We start from the raw sequence: 17,506 nt of genomic DNA, 5'->3' as shown, positions 1-17,506 counted from the left end.
AGTCGGTGTGGGAGTTGGTGTGGGAGTCGGTGTGGGAGTTGGTGCTATCAGTCCATCCACAGTAGCGGTAGCAGGGGGACTGATAGCACCGCTGTTGTCTGTGGCGCTGTAGGTGAAATTGCTTCCTGTAAAGGTGCCCGTCGTTTGGAAAAATAGTTGCTGCAACTGTGCTGGAGTCAGGACTTGGCCTGGTGTCACTGGTACGCCACCGTTGGCTGGATCTCCTAAAAACAGGACTGCTTGGTCTGGTGAGGGCAGGGTGTTGATCGTGTAAGAGACGATCGACCCGTCGGGGTCGAGGTCGCGGCCTCCCAATCCCGTGACTAACTGGCTGCTGTTGGGCCCTAGGCTGGAGGTGGCATTGTTGGCCTCTGGCGGTTGGTTGGGAGTTGGAGGTGGTGTCAGAGTTGTGGTGACTGTAGATGCGTTGTTGTCCAGAGTCGGGTCAGCGGTAGTTGAGGTACTTCTGGCGGTGTTGGTGACGCTGCCGGATGCAGGTACGATGAAGCTGACTGTGTTGGTGACGGCGGCACCGCTGGCTAAGCTGGTGACTGGCGGGAAGCGGACAATACCTGTATTGGGATCGTAGACACCGCCGTTGACTTCTGTTACGGCGCCAACGATGTTGTCAGTAATTGTGAGGTTTTCGGCTGTGCTTGGGCCGTTGTTGACTGTGGAAATTATGTAAGTAACTCTTTCACCTGGTGTTGCTGCCGTAGTCCCGGTTTTGGTGGTAACGACATCGGCACTAGGTGTCAGAGTTGTGGTGACTGTAGCCAGCGGATCAGTGCCGTTGTTGTTCTCAGGAAAAGGATCTGGGGTAGCTGAGGTATTTCTGGCAGTGTTGGTGACGCTGCCAGATGCAGATGCAGGTGCGATGAAGCGGACTGTGTTAATGGCAGGAGCACCGGAAGGCAAGCTGGGAATCGGTGGGAAGGTGACAATCCCAGTATCTGGATTGTAAACAGCCTCGTTGGGTAGACTAACTATTTGTAAACCGGGAACAATGCTGTCGGTAACGGTGACGTTTGCGGCTGTGCTTGGCCCGTTGTTGACTGTGGAAATTGTGTAAGTAACTGTTTCACCCGGTGCTGCTGCCGTAGTCCCGGTTTTGGTGGTAACAACATCGGCAAGAGCAGCAACAATTGTAGTTGAGACTTGAGAGATGGGTTGGGAACTATTGTTGTTAGCTAGATTTGGGTCGAAAGTGCTGGATGTGCTATAGGCAGTGTTAGTTAAGGGAGCTGTGACTGTTGGGGAAACTGTGGCGGTGATGGTGCGGGTTTGGCTAGCACCGTTAGCCAGAGTCTGAATCGCCGGCCAGATGACAGTTCGCGTTTTGCTGTCTAAAGTACCGCCGTCAGATATGCTGACTGGTATTAAGCCCGCGGGCAGAGGATCTTGAATCAGGACGCTTTCGGCGTTGTTTGGCCCGTTATTTGTGGAGATAATCGTATAGGTTATGGTGCTGTTGGGTGTGGCGAACAGCGGGCCTTTTTTAACAATGGAAACGTCGGCTACGAGTGTAGGCGGATCTATACTTTGGACGACGACATTGTTAACTTCGTGAATGTTTGTATTTCCCCCGGTCGAAGCAGCAAAGCCAAATTTAAAAGTACGTGGCACTTCTCCGTTTATGGTTGTCAAATTTGATATGTCGATCAGTGTTTCACCCGCATCAAATGTGCCACTACCGTCCAAGTCTAAGGCAACAGTCAGACGGTTAGGTGTTGCTGAAGTCGTCGGGAATAATGTAACTTGGACGCTTCTTTTAGCCTCTGCACGAATGCTTGTATCTTTATTGTCTATCCCAATGGAAACGCCAGTCAAACTGTTAGTTAAAAGGCTAGAACCTAAAAATTTATAATTTTCGGTTGGGATTGTGCTTGCCCTGCCTCTAAGTCCTACTGCATCAGGTAGCCTATCAGTTCCATTGTTCAAGATGCCGCCACCCTGTTTTCCAGCAATGGTGCTAGAATAATTGCCAAATTCGTCTAATCCGACACCTAAATAACCTCCTACAATACCCGGTGAATTTGAATTAGTATTCTGAGCATAGCCGAGAGAGCCGCCAAAGCCTCCCGCTTGTGTTGGCGTAGCTGTTCCGTCAATGAGGAAAAAACTAATGCCATCGGCACCAAGGACGGAACCATCCCCTGAAGAAGGGACAGTACCTCTGTTATAGGCAAAGAAATCAAAGGTAACTCTCAGACCCTCAGTGGCAGAGATGGGGTTGTTGTAGATTACAAAAGCTGATTGTCCAAAGGCGTTTGAGGTTAATCTCAAAGTACCGCTTCCGGGTGTATCGCCCGTCCCTAAAGCCGGAATAACGCCGCTGGAGTTTTGTGTACTACCTGCGGTTAAGCCTGGGTTAGCTGTAGTGGGGTTGCCAACTCCATATATCCAAGGCCCGATTACTGTTGTATTTTTAAATTCTTCAGCCGCTAATGTAGCCAGGACTGATGTGTAGCCTTCTAGGACTTCTTTTTCAAAGGCTATTTCGGTATTTATTTGCCCTGTGGTAATTTCTAATTCCCAGTCGCCACCTAGTGCTGCACTACCAGTTAAATTATTGGAAGCTGCAACATTTGCTCCTGTTATTTGGCTGAGTTTTTGTAGGAATTCTAGACCTGATTCCCCGGCGCCTGTGTTGCAACTTAATAGCAGAATACTACCTGTTTCGTTGAGAGCTTTACCCCACTGCTGTAATTGGCTGGAATAGGTTTCTATATTGTGAATATTGAGTTCTGTTGACCCGATTTCTACTGATGCTGATGCGCCGTGAGCAACTATTTGAATGCTGTTGAGGCTGTGCCGCGATGCTGCTATTTCGGCAATTTGTTCGATTCCATCCCGGGTTCTATCGAGTAGGATTACTTCTGTATCGCTTTTCACTCCCCTGAGAAACTCTTGGTAGTTTTCTACTTTTGAATCCACAATCGCTAGATTTTTTCGGCTAGCCGTCTCTGCTTTATGGCTAGCTTGTCTCAAGATTTTAGTTTCCATATTGGTAGATTTCCCTGTTTGTGTAGATGACCAATTTGACAGATTTGGGATGGTTTTCATTTTTGGTTGATTTGGTTGCTAAATCTAAGCTACCCATTTTCATAGATGACGATAAACTTTCAAATATAAAGTTGGGAACCTTATTTTTTATGAGACATAATAGTTGCCTATATTTGTTATTTTTGATGTTAGTCAATCATTAGACAGGATTTACTGCGATCGCCCTTGGATGTCCTGATCCGACAGATGGCTGCAAATTCTAACATGAATAAGGGGTAACAGCCTTTATATTAGCGAAAATGCTCTATTTTTGGGGAAAATGATATCAGGTCTAAGGTTAGTTATATGGTAAATTACTTACGGATTTATCAGCACAAGGGGTCTAACCCCTCATACTGCTGTTCTTAGTCTGGTGATATCGAGGCTGGCTCAGACAGCTTGAACCGTAAATATACTGAAAATATTAATTTCCTAAAAATTGGCAGATTTTGACTTTGAGGTGCGATCGCTCTTAAAAGTTGAGAGTACCGTATTTCTAGAGATTTATACTTATACTAATTGGGTGTGCAGTAAACTCACAGCCATGTAATAATAACAACTTAACGCTACAAAAGTTAACAAAAAAAGTTGACAAATTATATATGTTAATACCAGGATTGCGGTGACAAAAAAGAACGATCGCCCTTCAGTTCAAAAAGTACGATCGCCCTTTACACCCTGTTTTTATCTAAATCATCAAACTGCGTCGATCGCATCCTCTAACGCCGCTTGCTAAGCGTCAATATCGAGTTCGCGCACTAAAAAAGCCCATTCATCAGCCAATTCTTCAATCACTTTAGCTGTAGGTTTGCCACCCCCGTGTCCCGCTTTAGTTTCAATGCGAATTAACACTGGTTTTTCTCCCGCGTGGGTTTCTTGCAAAGCAGAAGCAAACTTGAAACTGTGGGCGGGAACCACTCGATCGTCGTGATCGGCAGTTGTAATCATTGTCGCCGGATAAGCCGTTCCCGGTTTGAGATTGTGCAGGGGAGAATAGCCGTAAATTGTCGGAAATTCCTCGGCATTTTCGGGAGAACCGTATTCCGAAGTCCAGGCCCAACCAATGGTAAACTTGTGGAAGCGCAGCATATCCATAACCCCGACTGCGGGCAATGCTGCACCGAACAATTCCGGTCGCTGAGTCATGCAAGCCCCTACTAATAAACCGCCGTTGCTACCACCTGCGATCGCCAATTTTGCAGGTTTGGTGTATTTGTTTTCGATCAGCCATTCAGCGCCAGCTATAAAGTCATCAAACACGTTTTGCTTATTCAACTTTGTCCCTGCTTGGTGCCATGATTCGCCGTACTCGCCGCCCCCCCGCAAACAGGCGATCGCATAAACTCCGCCCAGATCCAGCCATACGACATTGCTAATCGAAAAACTCGGAGTTAGGGACACGCCAAAACCGCCGTAGCCGTAAAGATAAGTGGGGTTATTGCCATCAAAGTGCAAGCCTTTCTTGTGGGTGATAAACATGGGTACTTGCGTACCGTCTTTGCTGGGGTAAAATACTTGTTTTGTTTCGTAATCGTCGGGATTAAAATCGACATTTGGCTGCCGATAAATCGTACTTTTATCTGTCACCATATTGTAGTGATAGATGATGTTAGGTGCAGTGAAACTGGTGTAAGCATAAAAAGTTTCGGTGTCGTGCCTCTTGCCGCTGAATCCTCCCGCCGAACCGATTCCGGGCAAGGCAACTTCTCGCACGAAAGAGCCATCTAAGTTAAAGATTTTAATCTGAGTGTAGGCGTCTTTCAAGTAGGAAGCCACAAATTGATTGTTCAGCAGGCCTATGCCTTCGAGAGTTTCTGCTGCTTCGGGGATAATTTCTGTGAACCCCCCCTCTCTGGGCGACGGGGGAGTTTCATCACAAGCGAGGGATGAGGGAGGTTGGTTGTTGGTGTCGATCGCAATTACGCGGCCCAACGGTGCATTCAAGTTTGTTTGAAACCAGAAAATAGAGCCTTCATTGTCGATGAAACTGTACTCAGCCTCGAATTCGCTAATCAGTTCTACAACGGTTGATTCCGGTGCAGTTAAATCCTTGTAGAAAATCAAGTTTTTGGTTTCAGTTCCTTGCCAAACTGAGATAATCAAGTATTTGCCATCTTCGGTGACGCCGCCGCTAAATCCCCACTCTTTTTGGTCGGGTCGCTCGTAGATTAATACGTCTTCAGATTGGGGGGTGCCGATTTGGTGGTAAAACAGTTTTTGGTAATAGTTAACTTCTTCGTGCTTGCTTTTTTCGTTGGGTTCGTCGTAGCGACTATAAAAAAAGCCTTTGCCGTCATGAGTCCATGAAGCGCCAGAAAATTTAATCCACTTTAAATGGTCTGATAAATCTTCTCCGGTTGCCACATCGCGGACTTTCCATTCCTGCCAGTCGGAACCAGAACTTGACAAACCGTAGGCCATGTATTTGCCATCTTCGCTGATAGCTACGCCACCCAGAGCAACGGTTCCATCTTCTGAGAGAGTGTTGGGGTCAATTAATACTTTGGGTTCGGTGTCGAGGGATGTTAATGTGTAGAGTACGGATTGATTTTGCAGGCCGTCATTCTTGTAGTAGAAATAGCGAGATCCTTCTTTGAAAGGTATGCCGTATTTCTCGTAATCCCAAAGTTGAGTCAGGCGCTGTTTGATTTTTTCCCGCGCCGGAATTTCGTTGAGGTAGGCAAAGGTAACTTGATTTTGGGCTTCCACCCAAGCTTGGGTTTCCTCTGAGTCAGGATTTTCCAGCCACCTGTAAGGGTCGGATACTTTGACGCCGTGGTAGTCGTCTGTTTGGTCGATTTTGCGGGTTGTGGGGTAGGTGAAAGGTCGATCGAATTTGGTCATGATTTTTTACTACTCTCGGTAACTTTTTCCAGTTTACCCTTTCGCGGCAGTGACGACAGGGAACAACGAAACTCAAGACCATAAACCAAATACCAAATACCCGACAGGTTGAAACCTGTCGCTACACACACAAAACCCGCCGACGCGGGTTTCATCTCTTACAATTTTGTCATTGCGAGCCTGAGCGAAGCAATCGCAGAAGCTTAGAATATAGCTCTCGTCGCATCAATTGTAAACTCTTCATCCTCTCTTCTCTTCCTACCCTACCCTTCGGGAACCCCTGCGGGGAACGGGAACGGCTTCGCCGAACGTGCCCTTGGCGTCTTCGCGGTTCGTTTCTCTTATTTTTAAATCAGGTATCACCACCCGTTTTCAACTAATCTAACTCCCTCCTTCCTTCCAAAGCACGAGCCAATGTAACTTCATCGGCATATTCCAAATCTCCCCCCATCGGCAAACCAAAAGCTATGCGTGTCACTAGGGTAAAAGGTTTTAATAAGTGACCGATATAAAGAGTAGTAGTTTCGCCTTCCACGCTGGGACTAATAGCAATAATTACTTCCTTAACCTTTTGCTGGCTGACGCGCCGGACTAATGGTTGAATGTTCAATTGTTCCGGACCAATTCCATCCATCGGCGAGATAACGCCGCCAACAACGTGATATTTACCCATGTATTCCCGCGTTTTTTCTAAAGCGATTACATCGCGGGATTCTGACACTACACAAATGGTATGACTGTCGCGGTTGGGATTGCGGCAAATTTCGCAAACAGGGTCAGCAGATAAGTGAAAGCATACTTGACAGAAACCTACTTGCTGTTTGGCATCAATCAAAGATTTAGCTAGGGCTTGCACTTCTTCTTCCGGTCGCTTCAAAATATGTAAAGCGAGCCGCTGGGCTGTTTTTGGGCCGACTCCGGGCAAGCGCTGCAATTGTTCGATTAAACGAGCTAAAGGTCGAGTGTACATTAAAAATTGGCGGTAATTGGTAATATCATTTCTGGTTGATTCGCGACAATATAATTTGTGCGATGTAGGGGCGGGTTTTACCAACCATCTATGTTTAAAACTAAGTATATCATAAACCAGCCCCGCCCATACACTGATGATTATTGACTAATTTACCCTCCACTAATTTTAGCTTGGTAGCCTAACTTTGTGATAATTTCTAGCAGCTTTTGCTTGTGTTCGCCTTGAATTTCGATTTCATTATCTTTGACTGTGCCGCCAGTACCGCATTGGGCTTTTAGCTGCTTGGCTAAAGTTGCTAATGTTTCGGGTTTTTCCTGAAAGCCGCTGATGACTGTAACTGTTTTGCCGCCGCGTCCTTTTCGGGATGCTTCGATTTTGAGGTTTTGTTGATTGGGGGGAACTTCGGCAATTCCCCGTTGGAGGGCTGCCGAGTTGTCAACGTTGCCGAATTCGGAGTAAACTATTCGTTTGCCCTCGGTTGTTTTGCTGTCAGAATCTTTGCGTTTGGATGCTGCCATAGGTTAAGATGCTTGAACTTTTTTTACTGCTATTTCTAGTTTTAGCGGATTGGGGTATGGTTGCGATCGCTCGGAATGCCATCTATCTTCTACTTATTGTATTAGCCCGTCAAGCGTTCAAGGAATTATAATGAAATTTGTTCGATCGCCTCCAGTCCACAACCAATTTGGTACGATCAACACCAAGCCTCTAGCTTACCCGTGAATCTAAAAAATCTAAAATCTAAAATCTAAAATCAAATGACAGTCACCCCCCTGCATCTCACTTCCGAAACCAGCGCCCAACGCCCCGACTCCCTCGGCAGATTCGGCAAATTCGGTGGCAAATATGTCCCCGAAACTCTGATGCCCGCTTTATTTGAACTAGAAGCCGCTTTCCACAAATACCGCAGCGAACCGGAATTTCAACAGCAACTCCAACAATTGCTCAAAGATTATGTCGGCCGCCCCAGCCCTTTGTATTTTGCCGAGCGCCTCACCGAACACTACGCTAAAGCAGACGGAACTGGCCCGCAAATTTACCTCAAACGCGAAGATTTAAACCACACCGGAGCTCACAAAATTAACAACGCTTTAGCTCAAGCATTGTTAGCAAAACGTATGGGCAAAAAGCGCGTAATTGCTGAAACTGGTGCTGGTCAACACGGCGTTGCTACTGCCACAGTTTGCGCTCGTTTCGGTATAGAATGCGTTGTCTACATGGGCGTTCACGACATGGAAAGACAGGCTTTAAATGTGTTTAGAATGCGCTTGATGGGAGCCGAAGTGCGGCCGGTGGCTGCGGGTACGGGAACGCTGAAAGATGCGACTTCCGAAGCAATTCGCGACTGGGTGACAAATGTCGAAACAACTCATTACATCCTCGGTTCCGTGGCGGGCCCGCATCCTTACCCGATGATGGTACGCGATTTCCATGCGGTAATTGGTGAAGAAACGCGCGCTCAGTGTCAGGAAAAGTGGGGCGGTTTGCCGGATATTTTATTAGCTTGCGTCGGCGGCGGTTCTAATGCAATGGGTCTTTTCCATGAGTTTGTCGGGGAAGAAACTGTCAGATTGATCGGTATTGAAGCGGCGGGCGAAGGTGTGGAAACTGATAAACACGCTGCTACTTTGACTAAGGGAAGTGTGGGAGTTCTACACGGGGCGATGAGTTATTTGCTGCAAGATAATGAAGGTCAAGTAATCGAGCCGCATTCGATTAGTGCAGGTTTGGATTATCCGGGTGTGGGGCCGGAACACAGTTATTTGAAGGATGCGGGCAGGGCTGAATATTATAGCGTAACTGATGCAGAAGCGCTGGAAGCATTTCAGCGGCTTTCGCAGTTGGAGGGGATTATTCCAGCTTTGGAAACTTCTCATGCGATCGCCTATTTGGAGACTCTGTGCCCGCAGCTAACAGGCAATCCGCGCATTGTGCTTAACTGTTCCGGACGCGGCGACAAAGACGTGAACACTGTAGCGAAGGTTCTGAATATCTAGGCTAGCGGAATGTGGGGCGATCGCTCTGTAGGAATTGGTAACAATTAACTTTATTTCTCGTTTGATTTCATGTCCAAAGGTTTGATTTCGATTTGCTTGGGATTGTTGACAATCCTGCCTAAGTGTGACACCTCCATTCCTATGCGATCGCTGCCACAAACTCCCATGAATACTAATGTTGCTTCCAGTGCTATTACTGACTTAGAAAAAGCGGTTAACCAACAGATAAATCAATACCGAGCATCTAAAAAGTTGCCACCGCTGAGTATCGATCCGCGAATCACTCAGATAGCAAGAATTCACAGCGAAAATATGGCTAAGGGTAAAGTCAGTTTTAGCCACGATGGATTTGAGGGGCGGGCGAAAGCAATTACCATTCCTTATCAAAGTGTAGCTGAAAATCTTGCTTACAATTTTGGCTACAACGACCCGGTACGCAATGCTGTTGAGGGTTGGATTAAAAGTGACGGCCACCGTAAAAATATGGAGGGTCAGTTTAATGTGACAGGTATTGGGGTTGCGAAAAATGCCAAAGGCGAGTATTATTTTACTCAGCTTTTTGTTCGCAGTCGATAATTTGAAGGAAGAAGGAAGAAGGAAGAGGGAAGAGGGAAGAGGGAAGAAGGAAGAAGGCAGTCAACAGTCAACAGCCAACAGTCAACAGTCAACAGTCAACAGTCAACAGTTACCAATAATGGAATTTGCAGATTTTCAAGTGTGCGATGGTGATATTCCCGATTCTCTCTTATCTTATTATTTGACTGCGCCGGCGATCGCGGTTGATACGGAAACAATGGGTTTGCTACCTTGGCGCGATCGCTTGTGTTTGGTTCAGTTGTGCAATCCCGAAGGTAAAGTTGCAGTGGTGCGGATTGCCAAAGGCCAGACAGCAGCACCGAATTTAAAGAAGTTAATGGAAGCCGAAAATATTGAGAAAGTATTTCATTTTGCGCGCTTTGATATGGCAACAATGCGTTACAATTTAAGTATTGACATTGCACCAGTTTTCTGCACCAAGCTAGCTAGTAAACTTGCTAGAACTTATACCAACAAACACGGATTGAAAGAATTAATTCTAGAACTCGAAAAGGTAGAATTAAATAAAACATCTCAAAGTTCCGACTGGGGAAATGCGACTAATCTTTCGGACGATCAACTAAATTATGCTGCTAACGATGTCCGCTATTTGCTGAGCGCTAAACAAAAGTTGACTGCTATGTTGCAGCGAGAAGAACGCTGGGAAATTGCACAGCAATGTTTTCAGTGTTTGCCAGTTTTTGTGAGTTTGGATTTATTGCAGTACAACAATGTTTTCGAGCACGGCTAATACTATTTTAGATTTTAGATTTTAGATTGGCAATGACTGATGACTACCAGGGTTTAGAACACGAGCATACAATTGCATTCTTTTTTGGAACTGGTATAATATTCTGTCACCTCGCAGAACTGCCATCAAATTGGTTTGTAGTGAAGACTTGAGTTATCATAAAACTCGCTCGGAATTTAGTCCTCACTACAAACATAATTATTATTATTTGACCGGACTTGATGTGAGTTAAAAAAAATTCAAAACAGTGATCTATGGCTGATTAGGACTGATCGGGATTGTGTTCGTGCAGTAAAGCTTCAATTTGGTCGTCAACATTTCTAATCACCTGTTCCAAAGCGGGCAACCCCTCTAAAGGCACAGGAGAAAGCCGAGTTCGATCGCGAATTTGATTCACTTTCCGCTGCAATTCTTCGGCCAGCCGCAGTGCGTCCCGACTCAAAGTAGACAATTGCTGCTGCTGGTAAAACCTCAAAGCTGCCCCCCGCAAAACTTGCAGGGTGGCTTCTTCCTTGCCACCCACCGTCATTACCCGCAAGCGCAACAGCAAATGAGTGTTTTGATATATGCGCTCAACTTCGACTTGTTTGGGCTGTTCCACCGGGCAAACAGGCATATCTGTCAGCCGCTTCAACTCGTCGATGACCTCTTGGAAAAGGACGATATCAATACCTTCGAGCATCGATTTCAAAACGCCATCTTGACTCCAAAGAATGCGACCTTGGGACTGGTGCCGCTCAAAAAACAGGCGACCGATACCCTCTCGCAGCACTCTACCGAGCAATTCTTGTAGGAGTTGGGGCGCGGGCAAAGTTGCCAAAACTTCCACTTGGCTTGACAAGTGCAAGGCCTCGACATTCAAAACCGATAGCTGTGTCGGTGTCGGGGGAACCTCAGCGGCAGCAGGTTTAAACGGCTCAGGAGGGGGCATCGAGGGTTCTGGCACAGACAGCAGCGTTGCTGCATTGGGGCCTGAAGTTGCTGGTGCGGATTTTTTGGCTGTTGGGGCTGCAGCGGTTTCTGTCTGGCTCGGTTCTCGGAGTTGGTTCCCGTGCAGCAAGTAAGCTGAGAGCATCGAGCGCTGAGTTTCCGAGGCAATTGGCTCTGTTGTGACTGAGCAATTCATGTAAGCTAAAATCCGCTGCACGTAGTCCAAGGCGGAGTCATCTTGGGCATCGACTACGCCCAATTTAAACAGATTACCTTCTAGAGATAAAGGCAAAACTTGATAATAAAGGCAAGCTTCAAAGGGGACAACAGTGTCGATTAGGTGAAATATTCGATCGGAGTCCATTGTAGCTGCCGAGTGTGTTGAAGATGTATGTACCATTAGCTGCTTTGTAGTTGGAAGCGCGATCGAGCGCGACGCACCAACCTGATGCGATAAAATTAAACGCTGCAACTTCCCTGACGGAGGAATTGGCCTAACAACCGGAAGCTTTTCTTAAATAAAAATTCTTAGTCCCAGAATTTTCTCCCTTCTGTATTGCAGCCTCAAATTCTACCAAAAGATGGAGAACTAGATGATGACTGGCGCACTCTAGACCCACTATCATCGATCGCCCGATGTTGATGCCCGTGGCTGGCAACAATAGAATTATATCTTTAATGCACAAGTATTAGAGATGCACCACAACCGATGATTTACGGGCTACCGCTGAATAGAGGATTGGCTAAAAAAGCCTGAAAAGTCGATCGTGCTGCTAGTATCTTACCTCAGAGAGTTAACTGTGAGCGTTTTGGAGCGCGATCGTCACGGCAGCGCTACGATATCCCGATCGATCTAACCTGAATTGATACAAGGGGCATGGCGCGGTTTTCCACGGGGAAACTCGCAGCACTCTGTGGCTTTTGGGGAATTGATTTGTAGCGCGGATTCTGAAAAATGCTACCGCCCATTAACAATTAGCAATTGCCCGCCACCCATTACCAATCTACTCGTTGCGGAGCGATTGAGCTGCTAAATAGAGTTTGCTCCACTCGCCGATGACTTGATTGGTTTTCAGTTTTAATTCAGATGCGATCGTCTCTACACTTTTCCCTGCTTTCAACGATTCTACCAACTGCCGCTGCACCGGTGTGAGGTCTTGTAAATATTGCTGCCACTGGGCGGGAGTCAAGCCCAAACTGTGTTCTTGGAGCGAAGTTTCCAGCCAGTTGGCGACTAATTCCGGTGCTTGTTTGACCGCAAAAACCCGAATCGCGTGGTAACTAACTTTTTCTCGCAAGCGGTAAATTTGCTTGATTGGAACATTCAACTCCTCGGCAATTGCCTCTTGGGAACGACCTTGCAGGTAAAGCTGCAGCCACCGGGAAGCCAGCGGATCGACTTCAGCGGCCAAGTAATTCTCAAATTCTTGTTGGACAATCTGCCGCTGAGTTTGCTGCTCTTCCCAAGCTTGATTTTCTCGATACTCGGACATCGCCTGTTCGTCTAGCAGGCTGAGCGGTTCGTCTGTATCGTCGGGTAGAACCTGTTCCGACACCAGCCGCACCCAGTCTCCAGCAGGCACTTGCGTCAACCCGCCGCGCTGAGCACGCCGCAGGTAGTTGACAAAACGGTACACCAGCAGCGGCTGGTTGCGGATCGGCCGCAAGCAGTATTCTTCTGTGCTCGCTAGCAGCAAAGCATTTCGCAGGCGTCTGTCTGAGGTGCATTCGGCAATCCAGGCGACTTGCTGCTGCAGGTAGCGATCGGAATTGAGCATTTCCTGAATCACTTCTTGCAGTACCTCCACCGCACTCCGCTGTCTGTCGCGACTCAGGGAAACCCACGCTTGGATTTTTTGCCGGAGCACAACTAAACCGCCGAGCCGCCCGATTAAGTTGCGGTAAGCTTTTTCTGGGGGTACTCCCAGATATCGAGAAATCAAAATTCGATATAAAAAGTCGATCGCGCCAGAGGCGACAGACAATTGAGTTGGGCTAAGAGTGTCAAATCTTTCGGGATTGTCTCCCAACAGCCACCGGACAACACTCTCGCGAGTGCTAGAATTTTCGTCCGGGCAATCTTTTTCCAGTCGAGACTTCCAATCTTGTCCTAGTCTTTCCGCCAAGGTCATGGGCTGTCGAGAATATTGTCTTTCACCCCCGATTTTACGTGGTATCCTGGATTTTTGAGTATTTTTCAGATATACGATCCTCTTCGAGGGCTTCGCCAACGCGCGATCGGATAAATTACCTTAAATTACCCTAAACAAAATTCCATTACGGTGCGATATGCCTAACTTTTTATTAGAACTCGGTACAGAAGAATTGCCCGCATCTTTTGTCGCAAGCAGCGCCCAGCAGTGGCAGCGACTTGTACCTGCAACGCTGGCAGAAGAATCCTTGACAAATGACTCAATTAATGTATACGCTACTCCGAGGCGTTTGGCCGTTCTCGTGAAAGGACTGCCAGTTCAGCAATTAGACAGAGAAGAAGAGGTAAAAGGGCCGCCCGCGAGTTCGGCTTTTAAAGATGGCAAACCGACGAAAGCAGCGGAAGGTTTTGCGAAAAAGCAGGGCGTAGAAATTGATGCTTTGGAAGTTCGCGCTACCGATAAAGGCGATTTTGTATTTGTGCTCAAAAAGATTCCGGGGCGGATGACAGCGGATATTTTGACAGAACTTGTGCCGCAGTGGATTAATAAGTTAGAAGGCAAAAGATTTATGCGGTGGGCTGACGGAGATTTGAAGTTTCCGCGCCCGATTCGATCGCTCGTGGCACTGTTAGATGATACTGTACTGCCAATTACATTGGTGAGCGGTTCGGATACGGTCAAGAGCGATCGAATTTCCCAAGGACACCGGGTGTTATACACCCCCCCTACACCCCTGGGAGGGGTCTCGATTCCCCAAGCCGAGGATTATGTCGAGTGTCTGCGGGCTGCTTGCGTGGAGGTCGATCGAACCCAGCGCAAAAATCAAATTAAAGCACAAGTAGAAGCCGCAGCGACAAAACAAGGCGGTTACGCCGACATTACCGAAGATTTGTTAGAAGAAGTCACCGACTTAGTAGAATGGCCGAACGCAGTTGTCGGCAAATTTGACGAAGAATTTTTGATATTGCCGCCGGAAGTAATCACCACAATTATTGTTACAAACCAGCGATACTTCCCCATCCTCAAAAGCCCAGATTATCCCGAACTTCTGCCCTATTTCATTACAATTTCCAACGGAGATCCTGCTAAAGCCGCGATTATTGCCGCCGGTAACGAGCGAGTAGTGCGGGCAAGATTGGCAGACGGTCAGTTTTTCTATAAAGCAGACTTGGTAAAGCCTCTAGAGGATTATTTGCCAAAGTTGGCAACAGTTACTTTCCAGGAAGATTTGGGGACAGTACGCGCAAAAGTCGATCGGCTGTGCAAGATTGCCAGTTTAATTGTCAATCAACTGCAAATCACAGAGGAAGAGCAAGCTGATGTAGCCAGAGCAGCCTTACTTTGCAAAGCCGACCTTGTAACCCAAATGGTTTACGAACTTCCCGAAATGCAAGGAATCATGGGGCAGAAATACGCCTTAGCAAGTGGCGAATCGGAACAAGTAGCCACAGCGATTTTTGAACATTATTTGCCCAAAGGTGCGGGCGACAATTTGCCCCAAACTCTCACAGGTCAAGTTGTCGCAATAGCCGACAAATTAGATACATTAGTCAGCATCTTCGGCTTGGGAATGTTGCCGACTGGTTCATCCGATCCCTTCGCCTTGCGCCGCGCAGCCAATGCAATAACTAACATTATTTGGGCGGCTCAGTTGCCAGTCAACTTGCACAAATTGCTCGCAGAAGTGGTTGCAGAATTTACCGCAGCCCGCCCGCAAACCTCGGCGGATTTGCTGGATCAGTTATACGAGTTTTTCTTGCAAAGAATTCGTACTTTGTTGCAAGAAGAAAAAAACGTAGATTACGATTTGGTGAATGCAGTTTTGGGAGAAAATGACCCAGAATATACTGAACGAGCATTGAGAGATTTGTTGGACGCACTGGAAAGAGCGCTTTTCCTACAACAAATCCGCAATAACCAGACTTTGGATCTAATTTACGAAACAGTCAACCGTTCAACTCGTTTGGCGGCTCAAGGTGATTTGGATAAAATAGAATTGGAACCGAAAGCGGCGGTGAAACCAGATTTATTTCAAAAGTCGTCTGAACAAGCTTTTTACGATGCAGTCGTGCAGTTAGTGCCGCAAACGCTGCTATCCAAACAAACTCGCAATTACCAGCAGTTAGTAGATAGTTTGACGGAAATTGCTCCGACTGTCAGCAACTTTTTCGACGGGCCAGAAAGCGTTTTGGTGATGGATTCTGACCCGGAAATTAAGCAAAATCGGTTGAATTTACTGGGGCTGCTGCGGAATCACGCGCGGGTGTTGGCTGACTTTGGGGCGATGGTGAAAAGTTAGAATTGACAATATTTGAGTCCGCCTGGGATTGAAAACCTCTGCTTCAGTCCGCCGGGGGTTGAAACCCCCGTCTCAAAGCGAAAGTCCTCTTAAGAGGACTGAAACCCTGACATAACATACTTTTCAGTCCGCCAGGGGTTGAAACCCCCGTCTCAAAGCGAAAGTCCTCTTAAGAGGACTGAAACCCTTACATACCATACTTTTCAGTCAGTTTTAACTGACTTTAGCTGTTAGACAGGGGTTTTCAACCCCTGGCGGGCCTGGGGGAAAACGAGGGGGCCTGTAGGCAAACCAACTTGAGAAACGTACTTGTTAAAAATCGGGATCGAAATAACATTAAAGCTTACCAATAAAAGTAGTACATCTATTAGGATTGTTTCCGAACCGCGCGAGTCTCAGCAGAGTTCGATCGCTCTCTTAAAAAATAAGCAAAATGGCCAATAGTCAATAACCAATTCAAGGTTAAAATATAAACTTATAAAACCAGGGAAATTCGCTCCATCACACACACAACTTATGCCGATAGCTCATATCATTGGACTAGGAAAATCAGGAATTGCCGCCGCCAGACTGCTCAAACGCGAAGGATGGGAAGTAACGCTGAGCGATCGCTCATCTTCCCCAAACTTGCTCGAACAGCAACAGGAATTTGCTAACGAAGGAATTAACGTTGAGTTAGGTAAATCCTTTGAACCAGTCGAATCGATAGAATTAATAGTAGTAAGTCCTGGCGTTCCCTGGGACAGTCCAGCCTTAGTGCGCGCCAGAGAGTTAGGCATTGAAACAATCGGAGAAATGGCTCTCGCGTGGCGTTACCTCAAATCTCCTTGGGTGGGAATTACCGGCACTAACGGCAAAACTACTACTACTGCTTTAATTGCTGCTATTTTTGCAGAGGCCGGGCTTTACGCTCCCGCTTGCGGCAATATTGGCTATGCTGCGTGCGAATTAGCTTTAGCAGAAAAACCGCCGGATTGGGTAATTGCAGAAATCAGCAGCTATCAGATAGAATCCTCGCCATTTGTAGCGCCGCGAATCGGAGTTTTGACGACTTTGACGCCGGATCACCTCAGCCGCCACAAAACGTTAGAAAATTACTACAACATTAAAGCACATTTGCTCAAAAAGTCTGAATTGCAAGTAATTAACGGCGACGATCCTTGTTTGCGCCAGCAAGGAGTTGACGTTTGGCCGGATGCGTGTTGGACGAGTGTCAAAGGTGAAAAAGAACTGTTGGGAAATACAGATTTTGGAGCCTATATTCAAGATGGTTGGGTAATAGCTCAAAGCGAGAAAATTCTGCCTGCTGATTCTTTGCGGATGGTGGGAGAACACAATTTGCAGAATTTGTTAATGGCGGTGGCTGCGGCTAATTTAGCGGGAATAGATAAAAGTGCGATCGCCCAGGCGATCGCTAAATTCCCCGGAGTTTCGCACCGCCTCGAACACATCTGCACTTGGGAAGGCATAGATTTCATCAACGACAGCAAAGCTACTAATTATGACGCCGCGCAAGTCGGGTTAGCTTCTGTGAGCCCACCGGCGATTTTAATTGCGGGCGGTGACGCCAAAGAAGGGGACGATCGCGCTTGGATTGATACAATCAAGGCGAAAGCTGCTGGGGTGTTGCTAATTGGGGATGCGGCAGGTATTTTTGCCGATCGGCTCAAACAAGCAAATTACAACGCTTGGGAAATAGTCGAAACAATGGAACGAGCAATCCCGCGAGCCGCAGAATTAGGCAAACAGAACAACGCTAAAGTCGTGCTGCTTTCGCCAGCTTGTGCTAGCTTCGATCAATACCAAAACTTCGAGCAACGAGGCGATCATTTCCGCCAATTATGCCTCGAATCCCTAGTTTAGATATTTCATTGTTCGCTGTGTACAAATTAAGATTGTTATACACAGCGAACACTAACCAAATTCAATCTGCGTTCA

At 47.0% G+C, this 17,506-nt stretch carries 11 protein-coding genes; 5 read left to right on the top strand and 6 right to left on the bottom strand.

Translation table 11 applies throughout. The features are described from left to right. The 4 genes from QUA90_RS09785 to QUA90_RS09770 all read right to left on the bottom strand — a co-directional run. Positions 1 to 3,006: DUF4347 domain-containing protein (locus QUA90_RS09785; protein ID WP_333445207.1), on the bottom strand; the 3,006-nt coding region annotated here is incomplete at its 3' end. Between the two features lie 771 nt (positions 3,007 to 3,777). Next, positions 3,778 to 5,889, bottom strand: a complete 2,112-nt coding sequence (locus QUA90_RS09780) for a prolyl oligopeptidase family serine peptidase (RefSeq protein ID WP_333445206.1) — start codon at positions 5,887 to 5,889, stop codon at positions 3,778 to 3,780. 376 nt (positions 5,890 to 6,265) lie between these two features. Next, complete coding sequence (gene recR, locus QUA90_RS09775) at positions 6,266 to 6,859, bottom strand: recombination mediator RecR (protein WP_333085182.1); 594 nt, start codon at positions 6,857 to 6,859, stop codon at positions 6,266 to 6,268. A gap of 152 nt (positions 6,860 to 7,011) precedes the next feature. Beyond that, positions 7,012 to 7,380 carry a translation initiation factor gene (locus QUA90_RS09770; protein WP_333445204.1) on the bottom strand — a complete coding sequence of 123 codons (369 nt, stop codon included), beginning with the start codon at positions 7,378 to 7,380 and terminating at the stop codon, positions 7,012 to 7,014. A gap of 240 nt (positions 7,381 to 7,620) precedes the next feature. On the opposite strand from QUA90_RS09770, the gene trpB reads away from it, so the two are divergent. The 3 genes from trpB to QUA90_RS09755 all read left to right on the top strand — a co-directional run bounded on the left by trpB (position 7,621) and on the right by QUA90_RS09755 (position 10,186). Beyond that, positions 7,621 to 8,859 carry a tryptophan synthase subunit beta gene (gene trpB, locus QUA90_RS09765; protein ID WP_333445202.1) on the top strand — a complete coding sequence of 413 codons (1,239 nt, stop codon included), beginning with the start codon at positions 7,621 to 7,623 and terminating at the stop codon, positions 8,857 to 8,859. Positions 8,860 to 8,928: 69 nt separating this feature from the next. Next, positions 8,929 to 9,435 carry a CAP domain-containing protein gene (locus tag QUA90_RS09760; RefSeq protein WP_333445200.1) on the top strand — a complete coding sequence of 169 codons (507 nt, stop codon included), beginning with the start codon at positions 8,929 to 8,931 and terminating at the stop codon, positions 9,433 to 9,435. Positions 9,436 to 9,553: 118 nt separating this feature from the next. Next, positions 9,554 to 10,186, top strand: a complete 633-nt coding sequence (locus QUA90_RS09755) for a ribonuclease D (protein ID WP_333323649.1) — start codon at positions 9,554 to 9,556, stop codon at positions 10,184 to 10,186. 262 nt (positions 10,187 to 10,448) lie between these two features. Here the strand turns inward: QUA90_RS09755 and QUA90_RS09750 are convergent, their stop codons facing one another. Both QUA90_RS09750 and QUA90_RS09745 read right to left on the bottom strand, forming a co-directional pair. Next, positions 10,449 to 11,516 (bottom strand): hypothetical protein, encoded by a 1,068-nt coding sequence (locus QUA90_RS09750; protein ID WP_333323537.1) that lies wholly within the window; start codon positions 11,514 to 11,516, stop codon positions 10,449 to 10,451. 604 nt (positions 11,517 to 12,120) lie between these two features. After that, positions 12,121 to 13,248 (bottom strand): HetZ-related protein 2, encoded by a 1,128-nt coding sequence (locus QUA90_RS09745; RefSeq protein ID WP_333323539.1) that lies wholly within the window; start codon positions 13,246 to 13,248, stop codon positions 12,121 to 12,123. A gap of 157 nt (positions 13,249 to 13,405) precedes the next feature. Here QUA90_RS09745 and glyS point away from each other — a divergent pair, with 157 nt between their 5' ends. Next, positions 13,406 to 15,568, top strand: a complete 2,163-nt coding sequence (gene glyS, locus QUA90_RS09740) for a glycine--tRNA ligase subunit beta (RefSeq protein WP_333445198.1) — start codon at positions 13,406 to 13,408, stop codon at positions 15,566 to 15,568. A 516-nt stretch (positions 15,569 to 16,084) separates the two neighbouring features. Continuing rightward, the gene (murD, locus tag QUA90_RS09735; RefSeq protein ID WP_333323542.1) at positions 16,085 to 17,431 is read left to right on the top strand and encodes a UDP-N-acetylmuramoyl-L-alanine--D-glutamate ligase; all 1,347 of its coding nucleotides are present in this window, start codon (positions 16,085 to 16,087) and stop codon (positions 17,429 to 17,431) included. Positions 17,432 to 17,506 lie beyond the last annotated feature (75 nt).

Origin of the sequence: Microcoleus sp. D3_18_C4 (assembly GCF_036702355.1) — a bacterium.
Lineage (GTDB): Bacteria > Cyanobacteriota > Cyanobacteriia > Cyanobacteriales > Microcoleaceae > Microcoleus.
The sequence above is the reverse complement of the archived record's forward strand: the minus strand, read 5'-3'. Positions and strand labels throughout refer to the sequence as shown.

What these genes read in the sequence shown, in the direction of transcription:
- QUA90_RS09745 (WP_333323539.1), bottom strand. Translation starts at nt 13,248, where the DNA reads ATGACCTTGGCGGAAAGACTAGGACAAGATTGGAAGTCTCGACTGGAA.
- murD (WP_333323542.1), top strand. Translation starts at nt 16,085, where the DNA reads ATGCCGATAGCTCATATCATTGGACTAGGAAAATCAGGAATTGCCGCC.
- QUA90_RS09780 (WP_333445206.1), bottom strand. Translation starts at nt 5,889, where the DNA reads ATGACCAAATTCGATCGACCTTTCACCTACCCCACAACCCGCAAAATC.
- glyS (WP_333445198.1), top strand. Translation starts at nt 13,406, where the DNA reads ATGCCTAACTTTTTATTAGAACTCGGTACAGAAGAATTGCCCGCATCT.
- QUA90_RS09750 (WP_333323537.1), bottom strand. Translation starts at nt 11,516, where the DNA reads ATGGTACATACATCTTCAACACACTCGGCAGCTACAATGGACTCCGAT.
- QUA90_RS09770 (WP_333445204.1), bottom strand. Translation starts at nt 7,380, where the DNA reads ATGGCAGCATCCAAACGCAAAGATTCTGACAGCAAAACAACCGAGGGC.
- recR (WP_333085182.1), bottom strand. Translation starts at nt 6,859, where the DNA reads ATGTACACTCGACCTTTAGCTCGTTTAATCGAACAATTGCAGCGCTTG.
- QUA90_RS09760 (WP_333445200.1), top strand. Translation starts at nt 8,929, where the DNA reads ATGTCCAAAGGTTTGATTTCGATTTGCTTGGGATTGTTGACAATCCTG.
- QUA90_RS09755 (WP_333323649.1), top strand. Translation starts at nt 9,554, where the DNA reads ATGGAATTTGCAGATTTTCAAGTGTGCGATGGTGATATTCCCGATTCT.
- trpB (WP_333445202.1), top strand. Translation starts at nt 7,621, where the DNA reads ATGACAGTCACCCCCCTGCATCTCACTTCCGAAACCAGCGCCCAACGC.